The sequence below is a fragment of the Leclercia sp. M50 genome (assembly GCF_037150775.1).
Classification (GTDB): domain Bacteria; phylum Pseudomonadota; class Gammaproteobacteria; order Enterobacterales; family Enterobacteriaceae; genus Enterobacter.
In genome coordinates this window covers 1-17,938 of record NZ_JBBCPK010000022.1, presented here as the reverse complement: position 1 = coordinate 17,938, position 17,938 = coordinate 1, and the positions used below count along the sequence as shown (strand labels likewise).

The window sequence follows — 17,938 nt, the reverse complement described above, 5'->3', positions numbered from 1 at the left end:
ACAGCCTACTCCTCCACTGCCGGCACATCCGGCCAGGCATGCACCACCGCTTTAACCAGCGTGGCCAGCGGGATCGCGAAGAAGACTCCCCAGAATCCCCATAATCCGCCAAAAATTACCACCGACAGAATAATGACGAGTGGGTGCAGGTTTACCGCTTCCGAGAACAGCACCGGCACCAGCAGGTTTCCGTCCAGCCCCTGAATAATCAGATAGACGACGAAACAGCTCCAGAACTCGGTGCCAAGACCAAACTGGAAGAGCGCCACGCCCACTACCGGAATGGTGACCACAAACGCCCCGATATAGGGAATCAGCACCGAGAAGCCTACCAGCACCGCCAGCAGCAGCGAGTAGTTGAGGCCGAAGATTAAGAAGCCAATCCAGGTGGCAACCCCAACGACAATCATCTCCAGCACTTTGCCGCGAATGTAGTTGGTGATCTGCTGGTTCATCTCCTTCCACACCTGCCCTGCCAGCCCACGGTTACGCGGCAGGACGCGGCGCACCGCGTTAAGCATCTGATCTTTGTCCTTGACCAGGAAGAAGACCATCAGCGGCACCAGCACCAGATAGACCGCCAGCGTCAGCAGGCCCACCAGCGACGCGAGGGAGAATTTCACCACCGTATCCCCCATCGTCATGATGCGGGTGCGCATGTTCTCGGCCATGGCATCGATGATGCCCGCATCCATCAGGGCCGGATAGCGGCGCGGCAGGGTGGCGGCAAAATCAGAGAGTTTGCTGAGCATCCCCGGCATATCGCGGATGAGATTGATCCCCTGCTGCCAGGCGATCGGCAATACTACAAAGGACATCACCATCAGGATGCCGACAAAAAAGACCAGCACGATGATGCTGGCCCAGCGGCGGGAACAGCCAATATTTTCCAGCCGGACGGTAGGCCACTCCAGTAAATAGGCGAGCACGATCGCCACCAGTAGCGGCGCCAGCAGCCCGCTAAAGAAGAAGAGGATGCCAAAACCGGCAACCAGAATAACCAGCAAAGCAATGGCCTCGGGGTCGCTAAAACGACGGCGGTACCACTGCATTAATAACTCGAGCATTCAACCCTTCCCTGAAGATATTGGCGGAACGTAAAGGGTGAATTGTATCGAAGAGTTAATGAAAAGACTTTCGCTTTTTCTTGCTCTGTCACAAAACGCAAAAGCCTGAAAAGAGGGATTTTCTTATCGCCCTGAGGCGCATACACTTGCAGAGCAGCCGCAGATGAACGATATGCGGGTTCTTCGGTCAAATTAGCACACCCACCAGACAGGACAGAGGTTATGTTCAGGCAGTTGAAAAAAACGTTGGTTGCGACGCTCATCGCTGCGCTGACCGCTGGCCAGATGATGCCAGCCTTCGCTGACTCTGCAGACGCATTGCCGGATATGGGCACCTCGGCAGGAAGCACGCTCTCCATTGGTCAGGAGATGCAAATGGGCGATTTCTACGTGCGCCAGCTGCGCGGCAGTGCGCCGTTGATCAACGATCCATTGCTGGTGCAGTACATCAATTCGCTGGGGATGCGCCTTGTCTCCCACGCGGATTCGGTAAAGACCCCTTTCCACTTCTATTTGATCAATAACGACGAGATCAACGCCTTCGCCTTCTTCGGCGGCAACGTGGTGCTGCACTCGGCGTTATTCCGCTATGCCGACAACGAAAGCCAGCTGGCCTCGGTAATGGCGCACGAAATTTCTCACGTCACCCAGCGTCACCTGGCGCGCGCGATGGAAGATCAGAAGCGCAGCGCCCCGCTCACCTGGGTGGGCGCACTGGGCTCTATCCTGCTGGCGATGGCGAGCCCGCAAGCGGGTATGGCCGCGCTGACCGGTACCCTGGCGGGCACCCGTCAGGGGATGATCAGCTTTACCCAGCAAAATGAACAGGAAGCGGACCGCATCGGTATTCAGGTACTGCAACGCTCCGGGTTCGACCCGCAGGCGATGCCGAACTTCCTCGAAAAGTTACTCGACCGGGCGCGCTACTCCTCGCGTCCGCCGGAAATTCTGCTGACTCACCCCCTGCCGGAAAGCCGTCTCTCGGATGCCCGCAACCGCGCCAACCAGATGCGTCCGGTGGTGGCGCAGTCCTCAGAAGATTTCTATATGGCGAAGGTCAGAACCCTCGGCATGTACAACTCGGGGCGCAACCAGTTGACCAACGATCTGCTGGATGCCCTGAATAAAGGCAACGTGCGTGAACAGCGTGCTGCCCGGTATGGCCGTGCCTTACAGGCAATGGAGGCCAGCAATTATGACGAGGCGCGCAAAAACCTGCAGCCGCTGCTGGCCGCAGAGGCTAACAATGCCTGGTATCTTGATCTGGCAACTGACATCGACTTAGGGCAGAAAAAAGCCCAGGATGCGATCAACCGTCTGAAAGGCGCCCGTGACCTGCGCAACAACCCGGTCCTGCAACTCAACCTGGCGAATGCTTACTTACAGGGTGGACAGCCGCAGGAAGCCGCGCCCATTCTCAACCGCTACACCTTCAATAATAAAGATGATCCTAACGGCTGGGATCTGCTGGCCCAGGCGGAAGCCGCGCTCGGCCATCGCGATCAGGAGCTGGCTGCCCGCGCCGAAGGTTATGCCCTGGCCGGACGTCTGGATCAGGCCATCTCCCTGCTGAGCAGCGCCAGCTCGCAGGTGAAACTCGGCAGCCTGCAACAGGCCCGTTACGATGCCCGTATCGATCAGTTGCGCCAGCTGCAGCAGCGCTATCGCGCGTATGAAAAGATGTAAAAGGAGAAAAGATGTCTGACACGGTTACGATCTACCATAACCCTCGCTGCTCAAAGAGCCGCGAAACCCTGAACCTGCTGAAAGCCAACGACGTTGAGCCGCAGGTGGTGCTCTATCTGGAGACGCCGCCGGATGCCGACACCCTCCGCACGCTGCTCACCCAGTTGGGAATGACCAGCGCCAGAGCGTTAATGCGCCAGAAAGAGGAGCTTTACAGAGAGTTGCGTCTGGCAGACAGCGCGCTCAGTGAAGATGAGTTAATTCAGGCGATGGTGGAGCATCCGAAGCTGATTGAGCGCCCGATTGTGGTGGCCAACGGCCAGGCCCGGATTGGCCGCCCCCCTGAGCAGGTGCTTGAGATTGTGAAGTAAGCAGGATTGGCCCGGTAGCGCGTGCGCCGGGCCTACAGATTGAGAATGTCTTTCACAAAAGGAATGGTGAGCTTCCGCTGGGCGGTGATGGATGCCTTATCCAGCTGATCGAGGGTCATAAACAGCGTACGCATCTCGCGATCTAAACGTTTTAGCAGAAAACGTCCCACATCTTCCGGCAGTTCAAATCCCCGTAACCGCGCCCGCAACTGCAAAGCCTGCAGCTTATCTTCATCGGAAAGCGGCTGTAATTTGTAGATTTGTCCCCAGTCGAGACGCGAAGCCAGATCGGCAAGCCCGAGATTCAGCTGACGCGGCGGTCGATCGCCGGTGATCAGCAGCCGGGTCTTTCCCGACTCCAGAATGCGGTTATAGAGATTGAAAATCGCCATCTCCCACAGCTCATCCCCCGCCACGCATTCGATATTGTCGATGCAGACCAGCGACAGCTGTTCCATCCCATCGAGCACCTCCGGCACAAACCAGGTGCGTTTATCCAGCGGCACATAGCCGACCGCATCCCCGCGCTGAGAAAGTTCAGCACAGGCGGCGTGCAGCAGATGGCTGCGCCCCGCGCCTTCGCGTGACCAGATATAGATGTAACCGCTGTGCTCCTGGCGCAACACGTTTTGCAGTGCAGCCAGTAAAGAGGGGTTATCACCCGGCCAGAAACTCGCGAAAGTTTCGTCGTCGGGAAGATAAAGTGGCAAAGAGAGCTGTGCCGGTGCGTTCAGAAATACCTCAACCAGGTCTTACTCGGAATCGGCCCAGAGTTTAACACGGAACAAGCGGGGAGAGAACCGGGCGGATCGGCCGCCCGGTTGCAGGATCAATGCGAGACTTTTTCGCTCTCTTCGGCGTCCAGCACCACCTCTTCCGGGCGCAGAACGGAGATCAGCTTGAAGATGAGGGCCAGACCGATACCGACGATGGTGGCCAGCGCCATGCCTTTCAGCTCGGCGGCGCCAATGTGCACCTTGGCACCGCTGACGCCGATAATCAGGATCACCGAGGTCAGGATCAGGTTTTGCGCTTTGCTGTAGTCAACTTTTGAGTCGATCAGAACGCGAATACCGGAGGCGCCAATCACCCCGTACAGCAGCAGCGAAACACCGCCCATCACCGGAACCGGGATAATCTGGATAGCCGCCGCCAGCTTACCCACACAGGAGAGCAGGATAGCGAAAATCGCCGCACCGCCGATAACCCAGGTGCTGTAGACGCGGGTAATAGCCATCACGCCGATATTCTCACCGTAGGTAGTGTTTGGCGTGGAGCCGAAGAAACCGGAGATGATGGTTGAGAAGCCGTTGGCAAACATTGAGCGGTGCAGACCCGGGTCGCGGATCAGGTCGCGCTTGACGATATTGGCCGTCACCACCAGGTGACCGACGTGCTCGGCAATCACCACCAGCGCCGCAGGCAGAATGGTGAAGATGGCAAACCACTCAAAGCGCGGGGTGTAGAAGGTTGGCAGCGCGAACCAGTGGGCCTGGGCAATCGGGGTGGTATCCACAACGCCCATCGCAAAGGAGAGTGCATAGCCAGCCAGTACGCCGATCAGGATCGGGATAATTGCCATAAAACCACGGAACAACACGGAGCCAAAGACCGTCACGCCCAGCGTGACCAGCGAGATAGTAATGGTTTTAGTATCCGGGGATTGCCCGTCGGCAGGCAGCAGGCCCGCCATATTTGCGGCCACACCGGCTAATTCAAGACCGATGACGGCAACGATTGCGCCCATCGCCGCAGGGGGGAACATCACATCCAGCCAGCCGGTCCCCGCTTTCTTCACAATGAAAGCCACCAGACAGAACAACACGCCGCACATAATGAAACCACCCAGCGCCACTTCATAGCCTAACGGCAACAACAGCAAGACCGGGGAGATAAAGGCAAAGCTGGAGCCCAGGTAGGCCGGGATCTTACCTTTACAAATAAAGAGATAAAGCAGCGTACCGATGCCGTTAAACAGCAGCACGGTGGCCGGGTTAATGTGGAACAGGATTGGCACCAGCACGGTTGCACCAAACATCGCAAACAGGTGCTGCAAACTAAGCGGGATTGTCTGCAAAAGTGGCGGTCTTTCACTCACCCCGATAGCACGGCGCGTCATAGAATCTTCCTCAAGTGTTGTTTGTTTTAAGCGGTTGGGTTTTTTATTCAAAAAAAAGCCGACTATCAAAGTCGGCTTCTTTTTCGTTATTCACTTATTTAGTACCAAAAATCTTATCGCCGGCATCGCCGAGTCCCGGGATGATGTACCCGTGCTGGTTCAGGCCCTGATCGACAGAGGCGGTGTACAGTTCAACGTCCGGGTGCGCTTTTTCCAGCGCAGCAATGCCTTCCGGCGCGGCAACCAGTACCAATACTTTGATGCTGCTGCAGCCGGCGTTTTTCAGCAGGTCAATGGTGGCGATCATGGAGCCACCGGTGGCCAGCATCGGGTCAACGACCAGCGCCATACGCTCGTCGATGTTGGAGACCAGCTTCTGGAAATAGGGCACCGGCTCCAGCGTCTCTTCGTTACGGTAGATGCCAACCACGCTGATACGCGCGCTCGGAACGTGCTCCAGTACCCCTTCCATCATGCCCAGACCTGCGCGCAGGATTGGCACAACGGTAATTTTTTTGCCTTTGATCTGCTCAACCTGTACCGGGCCGTTCCAGCCTTCGATGGTCACAGTTTCGGTTTCCAGATCGGAGGTTGCTTCATAGGTCAGTAAGCTGCCAACTTCAGAGGCCAGTTCACGAAAGCGCTTAGTGCTGATGTCATGCTCACGCATCAGGCCCAGCTTGTGTTTAACGAGTGGGTGTTTCACTTCCACAATCTTCATTCTCTTTCTCCTTCGGGTGGCAGCCACAAAAAAAATCGCCGGATTATACCGCTTTTTTCGGATAGCGCCATACCCATCTTGCTTGACCGGGATCAACCAAAGTGAATTAGAGGCTGTCAGAGAGTATAAAAGAGACAAAAAAAACCGGCGGGGGATCGCCGGCTTTTGTGCGGGTTTTCGCCCGGCGGTGCTGCGCTTGCACGGGCCTACGGTTTTGTAGGCCGGGTAAGGCGAAGCCGCCACCCGGCAGTGGGCGTTTAAAGCGACTCGCCGTTGCTGGCGATCACCTTCTGATACCAGGCGAACGACCTCTTCTTGCTGCGATTCAGCGTGCCGTTACCTTCGTTGTCTTTATCAACATAGATAAAGCCATAGCGTTTTTTCATCTCGCCCGTTCCGGCAGAGACCAGATCGATACAGCCCCACGGGGTGTAGCCCATCAGATCCACGCCATCTTCCACCACCGCTTTTTTCATCTCACGGATATGGGCGCTGAGATAGTCAATGCGGTACTGGTCATTGACCGTGCCGTCACTCTCCAGCACGTCGATGGCGCCAAACCCGTTTTCGACAATAAACAGCGGCAGCTGGTAGTGATCCCAGAACCAGTTCAGGGAGTAACGCAGCCCCACCGGATCAATCTGCCAGCCCCAGTCCGATTTCTGTACATAGGGGTTGGAGACCAGGCTTTTGCTTTCGTCGTAGTCGAGTTGCGGGTTGTCCTCCGTGGCTTTGGTGGCAAACGACATGTAGTAGCTGAAGCCGATGTAATCCACGCAGCCCTGCTTCAGCGCCGCTTTATCCTCTTCGGTGATATCCAGCGCAAAACCGCGACGGGCAAAGTAGTTCAGAAGATGCTGCGGATAGGCGCCGCGCACGTGCACATCGGTGAACCAGTAGCGGCGGTGCATGGCGTTCATCGCCATCATCATGTCGTTCGGGGCGCAGGTCAGGGGATAGATCGGACACATGGCGATCATGCAGCCAATTTTCAGGGACGGGTTGATGTCGCGTCCGGCTTTTACCGCCAGGGCGCTGGCCACCAGCTCATAGTGCGCCGCCTGGAACATCACCGGCTCGCGATCTTCACCCGGCTGGTACTTCAGCCCGGAGTTGGTAAACGGGGCGAAATCTTCGTGGAAGTTGGCCTGGTTGTTGATCTCGTTAAAGGTCATCCAGTATTTCACTTTGTGCTGATAGCGCTCGAACACCACGCTGGCAAAGCGCACAAAGAAGTCGATCAGTTTGCGGTTACGCCAGCCGCCGTACTCTTTCACCAGGTGATAAGGCATTTCGAAGTGCGAGAGGGTGATCACCGGCTCGATGCCATGCTTCAGGCACTCATCAAACAGATCGTCATAAAACTGGAGCCCCGCCTCGTTAGGCTGCTGTTCATCGCCTTTCGGGAAAATACGCGTCCAGGCAATGGAGGTACGGAAACATTTAAAGCCCATTTCCGCGAACAGCTGGATGTCATCTTTATACCGGTGATAGAAATCGATGGCTTCATGGTTGGGGTAGTTTTTGCCCGGCAGTACGCCGTCGGTAATTTCGCGGGGGACGCCGTGGGCGCCAGCGGTCATCACATCTGCCACGCTCGTGCCCTTCCCGCCCTCCTGCCAGCCGCCTTCAAGTTGATGCGCCGCCACTGCGCCGCCCCACAGAAAACCCTCTTTGAATCCTGACATGCAATATCCCTCATTCAGCGTTAATTATCGGCAAAAAAGAGTACAGAAACCGGTTTCAGTGAAATGATGTGCATTCAGTGGCAGGGTTGCAAGAATAAGAATGTACCCGGTTTCATTTTCGTGAACGGGTTCAAGTTTGTATGCTAAGGGGCGATTTTTACTCGATTTTCAGGCGCACGATTTTCTGTTGCAGAATGGGCTCGCAAACGTTTGCCTGGACTGTTAGAATTGCGCCGATTTTTCTTATATCGCAATGCAATCGCGTGGGGACTTGAGCCGTGACCAACAAAACTTCTCTCAGCTACAAAGATGCCGGTGTAGATATTGACGCAGGTAATGCGCTGGTTGACCGTATCAAAGGGGTAGTTAAAAAAACCCGCCGCCCGGAAGTGATGGGAGGTCTGGGAGGATTCGGCGCACTGTGCGCGCTGCCGCAAAAATACCGTGAACCGGTTCTGGTCTCAGGCACCGACGGCGTGGGCACCAAGCTGCGTCTGGCGATGGATCTGAAACGCCACGACACCATCGGCGTTGACCTGGTTGCGATGTGCGTGAACGACCTGGTGGTTCAGGGCGCTGAGCCGCTGTTCTTCCTCGACTACTACGCGACCGGCAAGCTGGACGTCGACACCGCAGCCAGCGTCATCAGCGGTATCGCAGAAGGCTGTTTGCAGTCAGGTTGTGCACTGGTCGGCGGTGAAACCGCTGAAATGCCGGGTATGTACCACGGCGACGATTACGACGTGGCTGGCTTCTGCGTGGGCGTTGTCGAAAAATCAGAGATCATTGACGGCAGCAAAGTGGCCGACGGCGACGTGCTGATTGCGCTGGGCTCCAGTGGCCCGCACTCTAACGGCTACTCCCTGGTGCGTAAAATTGTTGAAGTGAGCGGCTGCGACCCTCTCACCACCGAGCTGGAAGGTAAACCGCTGGCCGATCACCTGCTCGAACCGACCCGCATCTACGTGAAATCCATTCTGGAGCTGATTGAGAATGTGGACGTTCACGCGATTGCCCACCTGACCGGCGGCGGCTTCTGGGAAAACATTCCGCGCGTCCTGCCGGATAACACCCAGGCGGTGATCGACGCATCCTCCTGGCAGTGGCCTGCGGTATTTAACTGGCTGCAGGATGCCGGTAACGTCAGCGATCATGAGATGTATCGCACCTTCAACTGCGGCGTGGGGATGGTTATCGCCCTGCCGGCAAGCGAAGTGGACAATGCCCTGGCGCTGCTGCAGGCGAAAGGTGAAAACGCGTGGAAAATCGGTATCATCAAAGCATCTGATTCCGAACAGCGTGTGGTCATTGAATGAAAAATATAGTGGTGCTCATTTCCGGTAACGGAAGTAATTTGCAGGCTATCATCGATGCCTGCAAACAGAAGAAGATCAACGGCACCCTCCGCGCAGTATTCAGTAACAAGGCCGATGCATACGGCCTTGAGCGTGCCCGCGAGGCGGGCATTGCCGCGCATGCGCTCAGCGCCGCCCAGTTTGCCAGCCGCGAGGCTTTTGACCGCGAATTGGTGCAGGAGATTGACGCCTACGCCCCGGACGTGGTGGTGCTGGCTGGCTACATGCGGATCTTAAGCCCGGCGTTTGTCGCGCACTATGCCGGACGTCTGCTCAATATCCACCCTTCCCTGCTGCCTAAATATCCTGGCCTGAATACCCACCGTCAGGTGCTGGACAACGGCGACCTGGAGCACGGCACCTCGGTCCATTTCGTTACCGACGAACTGGACGGCGGCCCGGTGATCCTGCAGGCGAAAGTGCCGGTGTTTGAAGGCGACAGTGAAGAGGATGTGACCGCCCGGGTGCAGGCTCAGGAGCACGCCATCTATCCGCTGGTGGTGAGCTGGTTCGTTGATGGCCGTCTTGAAATGCGCGACGGCGCGGCCTGGCTGGATGGCGCGCCGTTACCCCCGCAAGGTCACGCGGCGGAAGAGTAAACTTTTGCCGGGTGGCGCTATCGCTTACCCGGCCTACAGCACCTTTTGCCCCGCCAACTCTCTATTATCCCTCAAGAAAAAATTTAACTGTCATACTTTTCTGACACAGTTGGACATATTGTGGAAATGCTCGCCATAATAAAGGCGAGACGGATTTACCACGTCCTGTGATTGAACTGGAGTGTGAGTAGTAATGGGTCAGGAAAAGTTATACATCGAGAAAGAGCTAAGCTGGTTAGCGTTCAACGAGCGCGTGCTTCAGGAAGCGGCCGACAAAAGTAACCCGCTGATTGAGCGCATGCGTTTTCTGGGGATTTACTCCAATAATCTGGATGAATTCTATAAGGTGCGTTTCGCTGAACTGAAGCGTCGAATCATCATTAGCGAAGAGCAGGGTTTAAACTCGAATTCGCGTCATCTGCTTGGCAAGATCCAGTCCCGGGTACTGAAAGCCGACCAGGAATTTGACAGCCTGTATAACGAACTGCTGCTGGAGATGGCGCGTAATCAAATCTTCCTGATTAACGAGCGTCAGCTCTCGGTTAACCAGCAGAGCTGGCTGCGTCACTATTTCAAACAGTATCTGCGCCAGCACATCACCCCGATTCTGATTAACCGCGAAACCGATCTGGTGCAGTTCCTGAAAGATGACTACACCTATCTGGCGGTGGAGATTATCCGCGGCGACAGCATCCGCTATGCCCTGCTGGAGATCCCGTCAGACAAGGTGCCGCGCTTCGTCAACCTGCCACCGGAAACGCCGCGCCGCCGCAAGCCGATGATCCTGCTGGATAACATCCTGCGCTACTGCCTGGACGATATCTTCAAAGGGTTCTTCGACTACGATGCGCTGAACGCCTATTCCATGAAGATGACCCGCGATGCCGAGTATGACCTGGTGCACGAGATGGAGGCCAGCCTGATGGAGCTGATGTCATCCAGCCTCAAGCAGCGTCTGACGGCGGAGCCGGTGCGCTTTGTCTATCAGCGCGATATGCCCGATGCCATGGTTGATATGCTGCGCGAAAAGCTGACCATCTCCCGCTATGACTCCATCGTGCCGGGCGGTCGCTATCATAATTTCAAAGACTTTATCGGCTTCCCAAACGTCGGCAAGGCCAACCTGGTGAACAAGCCGCTGCCCCGCCTGCGCCATATCTGGTTTGATAAGTTCCGTAACGGCTTCGACGCCATTCGCGAGCGCGATGTCCTGCTCTACTATCCGTACCACACTTTTGAGCATGTACTGGAGCTGATGCGACAGGCGTCGTTCGACCCCAACGTGCTGGCGATTAAAATCAACATCTACCGCGTGGCGAAAGATTCCCGCATTATCGATGCGATGATCCACGCTGCCCACAACGGCAAAAAAGTGACCGTGGTGGTGGAGTTGCAGGCGCGTTTCGATGAAGAGGCCAACATCCACTGGGCCCGTCGTCTGACCGAAGCGGGCGTACACGTGATCTTCTCGGCCCCTGGGCTGAAGATCCACGCCAAGCTGTTCCTCATCTCCCGTAAAGAGGGCGATGATGTGGTGCGTTATGCCCACATCGGCACCGGTAACTTCAACGAGAAGACCGCGCGCATCTATACCGACTACTCGCTGTTGACCGCCGATGCGCGGATCACCAACGAGGTGCGTCGGGTCTTCAACTTTATTGAAAACCCCTATCGTCCGGTTAATTTCGACTATCTGCTGGTCTCCCCGCAGAACTCCCGTCGTCTGCTGTATGACATGATCGACCGCGAGATTGCCAACGCGCAAAACGGCCAGCCGGCCGGCATTACGCTTAAGCTCAACAACCTGGTCGATAAAGGACTGGTGGATCGCCTGTATGCCGCCTCCAGTTCGGGAGTTCAGGTTAATCTGCTGATCCGCGGCATGTGCTCGCTGATCCCCGATCTAGAGGGCATCAGTGAAAATATTCGCGTCATCAGCATCGTCGATCGCTATCTTGAGCACGATCGGATCTATATTTTTGAGAACGGTGGCGATAAACGCGTCTACCTCTCCTCCGCCGACTGGATGACGCGAAACATCGATTACCGGATTGAAGTGGCGGCACCGCTGCTCGATCCGCGGCTGAAGCAACAAATTCTTGATATTATCGACCTGTTGTTAAGTGATACTGTAAAAGCACGTTATGTCGATAAAGAACTGAGTAACCGCTATGTGCCGCGCGGCAATCGCCGTAAAGTACGGGCACAATTGGCGATTTACGACTATATCAAATCACTCGAGCAATCCGATTAACCTATGCCGATAAACGATAAGACCCCACGACCGCAGGAGTTTGCTGCGGTCGACCTTGGTTCTAACAGCTTCCACATGGTCATCGCCCGTGAGGTGGATGGCGCAATGCAGATCATCGGTCGTCTGAAGCAGCGCGTCCACCTGGCTGATGGCCTGGATGCGAACAATATGCTCAGCGAAGAGGCGATGGAGCGCGGGCTGAACTGCCTGTCGCTGTTTGCCGAACGCCTGCAGGGTTTCACCCCGTCGAGCGTCTGCATTGTCGGAACGCATACCCTGCGCCAGGCCGCGAACGCGACGGAATTTTTAAAGCGCGCGGAAAAGGTGATCCCCTACCCTATCGAAATCATTTCGGGTAACGAAGAAGCCCGTCTGATTTTTATGGGCGTGGAACATACGCAACCCGAAAAGGGCCGCAAGCTGGTGATTGATATTGGCGGCGGCTCGACGGAGCTGGTGATCGGCGAAAACTTTGAGCCGCATCTGGTCGAAAGCCGCCGGATGGGCTGCGTCAGCTTTGCCCAACTCTATTTCCCCGGCGGGGCGATCAGCCGGGAGAACTTCCAGCGCGCGCGGATGGCCGCGGTACAGAAGCTGGAGTCCCTCGCCTGGCAATACCGTCTGCAGGGCTGGAACGTGGCGCTTGGCGCCTCGGGTACGATCAAAGCGGCACACGAAGTGCTGGTGGAGATGGGCGAAAAAGATGGCTTTATTACCCCTGAGCGTCTGACCAGGCTGATGGAAGAGGTGCTCAAGCATAAGAGCTTTACCGCCCTCAGCCTGCCGGGTCTCTCCGAAGAGCGCAAAGCGGTGTTTGTGCCGGGTCTGGCGATCCTGTGCGGCGTGTTCGATGCGCTGGCGATCCGCGAACTGCGTCTTTCCGACGGCGCGCTGCGCGAAGGCGTACTCTATGAGATGGAAGGCCGTTTCCGTCATCAGGATATTCGCAGCCGCACCGCGCAGAGCCTGGCCAACCAGTACAATATCGACCGCGAACAGGCCAGACGCGTGCTGGAAACCACGACCCAAATGTATGAGCAGTGGGAAGCCCAGAACCCGAAACTGGCGCATCCGCAGCTGGCGGCTCTGCTCAAATGGGCGGCGATGCTGCATGAGGTGGGGCTCAATATCAACCACAGCGGGATGCACCGCCATTCGGCCTACATTCTGCAACACAGCGACCTGCCAGGCTTCAACCAGGAGCAGCAGACCATGATGGCCTCGCTGGTGCGCTATCATCGTAAAGCCGTTAAGCTGGATGAGCTGCCGCGCTTTACGCTGTTCAAGAAAAAACAGTTCCTGCCGCTGATCCAGCTGTTACGTCTGGGCGTGCTGCTGAACAACCAGCGCCAGGCGACCACAACGCCACCTACGCTGACGCTCACCACGGACGATAACCACTGGACGCTGAGTTTCCCGCATGACTGGTTTAGCCAGAATGCGCTGGTCTTGCTGGATCTGGAAAAAGAGCAACAGTACTGGAGCGCCGTCACCGGCTGGTGCCTGAAAATTGAAGAAGAGCACTCCCCGCACGTCGCCGCGTAATCTTCCCGTCAGGCGCTCATACCGAGCGCCTCACCCCTAAGCAGACTCTCCAGCGGCACAGGTTTGCCGATCAAATAGCCCTGAAAATAGTCAATGCCCAGCGCTTCAGCCGCATGGCGGATCTCTTCGCTTTCAACATACTCCGCCACCACCAGCATCTTTTTCATCCGCGCAAGATGACAGATCGAAGCGACAATCTGGTAATCCAGACTATTGCTGACGATGTTACGAATAAAGCTGCCGTCGATCTTCAGAATATCGGCATCCACGTTTTTCAAGCGCGCATAGCTGGCGTAGCCGGTACCAAAATCATCAATGGCAATCCGGCACCCCATCTGCTGCAGATGGTTGACGGTCTGCATCGCCAGCCCGGCGTTGCCGAAGCTGCTGCTTTCGGTGATCTCGAAGATGAGCTGCCAGCTCTCAATGGCATATTTTTGCAACATCCGGCTGACCTCAAGCGGCAGCTGGGCCCGGCAAACGGACGTTGGCGAAAGGTTAATGGCGAACCGCTGCCCCGGGAGCGTTTCGCGATTCTTCGCCATAAACTGAAGCGTCTTCTCCAGCACCAGCAGATCAATTCGCGACGAAAGGCCAAACTCCATGGCAACGGGCAAAAAGATATCGGGCGAGATCAGCCCGGCATCACCATTTTGCAGGCGGAGCAGTATCTCGTGATAGCTATCGCCGCGGATGCCCTGTACGGGCTGCGCCAGCAGGGTAAACTCATCTTTTTCCAGCGCCCGCTGCACGCGATTCATCATCGCGACCTTGTCTTTCAGACCGCGCTGCAGGTTGATTGCGCCCCGCTGCTGCAGGTTTTCCGGGTGGTTGGTCGCCAGAGAGAGATCCGCAATGGTACTCAGCTCACCCAGCAGCAGATAGATATGCGCCACCGGTGAACGCACATAGCAGTAACTGACCCCCACCTGCGGCTGCAGCGGCATCCCATCCCAGATAAAGCGAAAGCGTTTGATGTGCAGATCCAGCTCTTCAATACGGGATTGGTGCAGCTCGGTATTTAAACGCAACACTAAATCGTGACCCGAGAGTTGATAGACGCACTCATCCGGCTGCAGATAATCATTCAGCCAGGCGGCCAGCTTCTGTTTGTACTGGATGCGCAGCAGTACGCCATAGTTACGCCCCAGCACTTCCAGCTCAGGGATGCGCAGAAAACAGAGCACTGACCAGGGCTTTTTGCCCAGGGCACGATTGAGCGCCCGCAGGTTTGGCATGTGCACCACCGGGTCGAGAAACGCCAGCCGTCTGGCGCGAATATTGATGGCCCGCTGTCGCGTCGCCAGTACCGCCATATAGACCACCACAAAGGTAAAGACCAGATAACTGGAGGAGGTAATGGTGAGCTGAATATCGTATCCCTGCGACCAGGGGATGTAGCGGTAAAAATAGTGAATAGAGACGATCAGCACTGGAGTCCAGATCAGGGACATCAGCTTATAACCAAAGCGCATCGATCCCCAAAGCATGACCGGCATCAGCAGCGACAGCGTGTAGTTGGTGCTGAAGATGCTGCTGTTTTCGTTAATCGGCCATAACAGCAGGGCCAGTAAGGCACTGTTGATCAGCACCCAGGTGACAGCTTCTGCCAGCGATACTTTGCGATCTATCTGGCCTCGAATCTGCGATATCAGGCTGCGCAGATAGCGGGGATGACGGAGGATGCGGATGATCACATAGCTGAAGGGCACCCCTGTCAGGCAGCCAACCAGTAACCCCTGATAGTTAATCAGCGAGCGGATCCCGGGAGTACTGATACCGGCCAGGTCAAACCGCGTCTGGTAAACGCCGAGGTAAACCGCGAACTGAAATAGCAGGAGAAAAATCGTGGCCGGGCAGAACATCTGCCAGAACATCCGTTGCGCGATAAGCCGTGCGTCGCCATAGGCGGTCATATTACGTCGGGGTGTGAAGACCCGATACCCGCCCCAACTGAGGGTTATAGGGATCAGGAAATGCGCAATGGCAATCGCCGTTTCGTAGCCGCCAATCGAGGGATAATAGTGCAGGAAGAGGGCAACCATAATGCCCGGCACTGCCGCCATACCATAAAACAGCATGAGCGCGAGTAACAACGCCAGCGGCATATAGTAAAGTACCACCAGACTCCCCTCAACCTGGGTGTAGGTAGTAGCTAAGCGCGCAATGGGCAGCAGCACGATCGGCAGAAGCATCGGCAGCGCCCACCAGCGATCTTTGTATTTTTTGTATAAAGTGAAAATAGTCATAGATGCCATAGTAAACCCGCTGATCCCGGGGGTAATTCAGACAGGCATCCAACCTGACACTGTTGCCGCGCATCGAATAACGATTACACGAAGGGAATAAAAGATTTTAATTAGCAACGGCGCGTGACATTTGACTTAAATCAAAAATATTAATATCGCTCAATTAGATTCACATTTTTTAACCACACTTTTGTGCTAATTATCAATGGCGTAAATAAGTTAATTATTATACATAACATTAAGTGAGTGAGTTGTTGACGCAATTTTACATTACGATTAATTGACCCCTGCCCGCCCGTATGCCTTAATGGCGTACCGCCCGCAGGGTATTATCAGGAAAACAACAGTGAGTCAGGCCACACGTATGCGAAGACGACATCGGTTTAACACTCGGATGACGCGTATCATACTGCTAATCAGCTTCTTCTTTTTCCTTGGCCGTTTCGTCTATTCCTCTATAGGTGCCTGGTATCACCATCAGGAGAAAAAACAGGCCCAGCAATCCAGCCTCTCTGTCGATTATGCCGGGCGTTCAACATCGACAATTAATTAATCGTTTGGTTTTTATTGGTTAATTTAATTATTCTGTTGTTTGTAATAAACGAATAATTTCGCTCATTCCTTTGCTCAGTATTTTGTCCTGACGCATAACAATAGCCAGCTGGCGCTGTAATACCGGCGTAAGCGATTGTACGCATAATCCCTGTCTGTCCTGCGCGCAGGCGACCGCCATGCGGGGAATAATGCTGTACCCCAGCCCGACACGAACCATACGCTTGATCGCTTCGATGCTGCCGGACTGCATCACCGGCTGCACCTCCACGCCGCTTGCCTGGAACCAGGCGTCGATGACCGTACGCGTACTGCTTCCCGTACTAAAGGCGATAAAGGGTCGATCCTGTAGATGCTCTGCGGTCAGCATGCCGAACTGCCTCTGCTCTTCCCCGGCGGCGATAAAGACAAACTCCTCATCCATCACCGGTGCGATCGAAAGCGCAGACCCGGCAGCCGGGAGTGTCACCAGCCCCAGATCGAGACGGTTCTCCTCGATAGCGCGAACAATCTCAAGGGTATTGCCGGTGGTGACGCCAACCCGCAGCAGGGGATGATCCTGACGCAGCTGCTGCAACAGGGGCGGCAGCAGATGGATGCAGGCCGTGGCGCCCATTCCGAGGGTAATGGTGCCGCTCACCTCATGGCTGAAGGCCCCTACCGCGCGTATCGCCTCATCCACCGCCTGCTCGATGCGCTCGCCGTGCGTAAGTAACGTGAGCCCCGCCGCGGTGGCTTTAATCCCCCGTCCGGTTCGCTCAATTAATCGCGCCTGCAGAAACTGCTCCAGCTGGCGAATCTGCAGGCTGACGGCCGGTTGTGAAAGTCCCAGCAGATCCGCCGCGGCGGAAAAACTGCCCCGCTGCACCACCAGACGAAAGGTCGCCAGCTGTCCCAGATTCAGCGTCGTCATCACAAAGTTTCTCTTATAGGAGCCATAAATGCACCGGCCTGCCAGGGTCCTGATGCAACCGATATGCTCAGCATAACGCCCTGATGGAATGAAAGATAATGAAAAACCCTGCCCTGCCCCGCGCCCTCTCCCTCACTGCCGGCTGTAACCAGCTTATCAACTGGGGGATCTCTTTTTATATGCCCGGCACTTTTGCCCGGGCGATGACGGCGGATACCGGCTGGTCGTCAGCGCAAATCTACTCGGGCCTGACGCTCGCCATGCTGGTGATGGCTGCCCTCTCGCCGTTTGTCGCCCGCTTACTGGCGCGGATCGGCGGCCAGCGTGTGGTGATGACCGGCTCCCTGCTGATCGCCATGAGTTGCCTGCTTATGGCTTACACGCACTCGCTTATTACCTGGTACAGCGCCTGGGTGTTAACTGGCATCGGTATGCGCCTGTCGCTGTACGACGCACTGTTTGCGGCGCTGGTGAATCTCTACGGTCAGCAGGCGCGGCGAACGATCTCCCGCGTGACGCTGGCGGGCGGGCTGGCCTCGGTGGTCTTCTGGCCGCTGGGAGAGGCACTGCTCATGGTCATGAACTGGCGTGAAGCGCTGCTGATCTATGCTCTGTTCGGCCTGCTGAGCGCCGCGTTAACCCTGTCGCTACCCAATCAAACTCACCCTCTAGCCAACAAACCCGCCGCCCCTGCCGGGGGAGAGGATCGGCGCAACGGCTGGCTGTACGCCACGTTTATCGCCCTCATCACCTTTGTCTCTAACGGCACCTCGACCCATCTGCCGGAATTTATCGCCAGCGTCTGGCTGCCGGTTGCCG

General features: G+C 56.1%; 15 protein-coding genes. 8 read left to right on the top strand and 7 right to left on the bottom strand.

Translation table 11 applies throughout. From position 1 onward, the window contains the following. Positions 1-5 precede the first annotated feature (5 nt). Positions 6-1,067 (bottom strand): AI-2E family transporter, encoded by a 1,062-nt coding sequence (locus WFM46_RS07620; RefSeq protein ID WP_114314303.1) that lies wholly within the window; start codon positions 1,065-1,067, stop codon positions 6-8. Between the two features lie 222 nt (positions 1,068-1,289). On the opposite strand from WFM46_RS07620, the gene bepA reads away from it, so the two are divergent. Together bepA and arsC are read left to right on the top strand one after the other, a co-directional pair. Continuing rightward, positions 1,290-2,753: a beta-barrel assembly-enhancing protease gene (gene bepA, locus WFM46_RS07615; RefSeq protein ID WP_103180682.1), complete on the top strand. Its 1,464-nt coding sequence runs from the start codon at positions 1,290-1,292 to the stop codon at positions 2,751-2,753. 11 nt (positions 2,754-2,764) lie between these two features. Beyond that, entirely contained in the window at positions 2,765-3,124 is a 360-nt protein-coding gene (gene arsC, locus WFM46_RS07610) for an arsenate reductase (glutaredoxin) (RefSeq protein ID WP_336997368.1), read from the top strand. 32 nt (positions 3,125-3,156) lie between these two features. Here arsC and WFM46_RS07605 read toward each other — a convergent pair whose 3' ends face one another. From WFM46_RS07605 to WFM46_RS07590, 4 genes are all read right to left on the bottom strand, one after another. Then, positions 3,157-3,858, bottom strand: a complete 702-nt coding sequence (locus WFM46_RS07605; protein ID WP_214422612.1) for a DnaA inactivator Hda — start codon at positions 3,856-3,858, stop codon at positions 3,157-3,159. A 95-nt stretch (positions 3,859-3,953) separates the two neighbouring features. Next, positions 3,954-5,243 (bottom strand): uracil permease, encoded by a 1,290-nt coding sequence (gene uraA, locus WFM46_RS07600; protein ID WP_114314300.1) that lies wholly within the window; start codon positions 5,241-5,243, stop codon positions 3,954-3,956. Positions 5,244-5,337: 94 nt separating this feature from the next. After that, the gene (upp, locus tag WFM46_RS07595; RefSeq protein WP_336997367.1) at positions 5,338-5,964 is read right to left on the bottom strand and encodes a uracil phosphoribosyltransferase; all 627 of its coding nucleotides are present in this window, start codon (positions 5,962-5,964) and stop codon (positions 5,338-5,340) included. Between the two features lie 257 nt (positions 5,965-6,221). Then, on the bottom strand, positions 6,222-7,652 hold the full coding sequence (locus WFM46_RS07590) for a 6-phospho-beta-glucosidase (protein WP_103180686.1): 1,431 nt from the start codon (positions 7,650-7,652) through the stop codon (positions 6,222-6,224). A gap of 278 nt (positions 7,653-7,930) precedes the next feature. Here WFM46_RS07590 and purM point away from each other — a divergent pair, with 278 nt between their 5' ends. The 4 genes from purM to ppx all read left to right on the top strand — a co-directional run bounded on the left by purM (position 7,931) and on the right by ppx (position 13,405). Further along, positions 7,931-8,968, top strand: a complete 1,038-nt coding sequence (gene purM, locus WFM46_RS07585; protein ID WP_103180687.1) for a phosphoribosylformylglycinamidine cyclo-ligase — start codon at positions 7,931-7,933, stop codon at positions 8,966-8,968. Then, positions 8,965-9,606, top strand: a complete 642-nt coding sequence (gene purN, locus WFM46_RS07580) for a phosphoribosylglycinamide formyltransferase (protein WP_336997366.1) — start codon at positions 8,965-8,967, stop codon at positions 9,604-9,606. The genes purM and purN overlap by 4 nt, the downstream gene beginning before the upstream one ends. Positions 9,607-9,799: 193 nt before the next feature. Next, the gene (ppk1, locus tag WFM46_RS07575) at positions 9,800-11,860 is read left to right on the top strand and encodes a polyphosphate kinase 1 (RefSeq protein ID WP_103180689.1); all 2,061 of its coding nucleotides are present in this window, start codon (positions 9,800-9,802) and stop codon (positions 11,858-11,860) included. 3 nt (positions 11,861-11,863) lie between these two features. After that, positions 11,864-13,405, top strand: a complete 1,542-nt coding sequence (ppx, locus tag WFM46_RS07570; protein ID WP_103180690.1) for an exopolyphosphatase — start codon at positions 11,864-11,866, stop codon at positions 13,403-13,405. 8 nt (positions 13,406-13,413) lie between these two features. Here the strand turns inward: ppx and WFM46_RS07565 are convergent, their stop codons facing one another. Beyond that, positions 13,414-15,654 (bottom strand): sensor domain-containing phosphodiesterase, encoded by a 2,241-nt coding sequence (locus WFM46_RS07565; RefSeq protein ID WP_336997379.1) that lies wholly within the window; start codon positions 15,652-15,654, stop codon positions 13,414-13,416. Between the two features lie 346 nt (positions 15,655-16,000). Between WFM46_RS07565 and WFM46_RS07560 the strand changes: the two genes are divergently transcribed. Continuing rightward, positions 16,001-16,207: a YfgG family protein gene (locus tag WFM46_RS07560; RefSeq protein ID WP_103180692.1), complete on the top strand. Its 207-nt coding sequence runs from the start codon at positions 16,001-16,003 to the stop codon at positions 16,205-16,207. A 27-nt stretch (positions 16,208-16,234) separates the two neighbouring features. Here the strand turns inward: WFM46_RS07560 and WFM46_RS07555 are convergent, their stop codons facing one another. Continuing rightward, entirely contained in the window at positions 16,235-17,119 is an 885-nt protein-coding gene (locus WFM46_RS07555) for a LysR family transcriptional regulator (RefSeq protein ID WP_336997365.1), read from the bottom strand. 98 nt (positions 17,120-17,217) lie between these two features. On the opposite strand from WFM46_RS07555, the gene WFM46_RS07550 reads away from it, so the two are divergent. Further along, on the top strand, positions 17,218-17,938 hold a 721-nt coding region (locus tag WFM46_RS07550; RefSeq protein ID WP_336997364.1), incomplete at its 3' end, for an MFS transporter.

Excerpts from the sequence above, each read along its gene's own strand:
- WFM46_RS07620 (WP_114314303.1), bottom strand. The coding sequence starts at position 1,067 with ATGCTCGAGTTATTAATGCAGTGGTACCGCCGTCGTTTTAGCGACCCC.
- bepA (WP_103180682.1), top strand. The coding sequence starts at position 1,290 with ATGTTCAGGCAGTTGAAAAAAACGTTGGTTGCGACGCTCATCGCTGCG.
- arsC (WP_336997368.1), top strand. The coding sequence starts at position 2,765 with ATGTCTGACACGGTTACGATCTACCATAACCCTCGCTGCTCAAAGAGC.
- uraA (WP_114314300.1), bottom strand. The coding sequence starts at position 5,243 with ATGACGCGCCGTGCTATCGGGGTGAGTGAAAGACCGCCACTTTTGCAG.
- upp (WP_336997367.1), bottom strand. The coding sequence starts at position 5,964 with ATGAAGATTGTGGAAGTGAAACACCCACTCGTTAAACACAAGCTGGGC.
- WFM46_RS07590 (WP_103180686.1), bottom strand. The coding sequence starts at position 7,652 with ATGTCAGGATTCAAAGAGGGTTTTCTGTGGGGCGGCGCAGTGGCGGCG.
- purN (WP_336997366.1), top strand. The coding sequence starts at position 8,965 with ATGAAAAATATAGTGGTGCTCATTTCCGGTAACGGAAGTAATTTGCAG.
- ppk1 (WP_103180689.1), top strand. The coding sequence starts at position 9,800 with ATGGGTCAGGAAAAGTTATACATCGAGAAAGAGCTAAGCTGGTTAGCG.
- ppx (WP_103180690.1), top strand. The coding sequence starts at position 11,864 with ATGCCGATAAACGATAAGACCCCACGACCGCAGGAGTTTGCTGCGGTC.
- WFM46_RS07565 (WP_336997379.1), bottom strand. The coding sequence starts at position 15,654 with ATGACTATTTTCACTTTATACAAAAAATACAAAGATCGCTGGTGGGCG.
- WFM46_RS07555 (WP_336997365.1), bottom strand. The coding sequence starts at position 17,119 with ATGACGACGCTGAATCTGGGACAGCTGGCGACCTTTCGTCTGGTGGTG.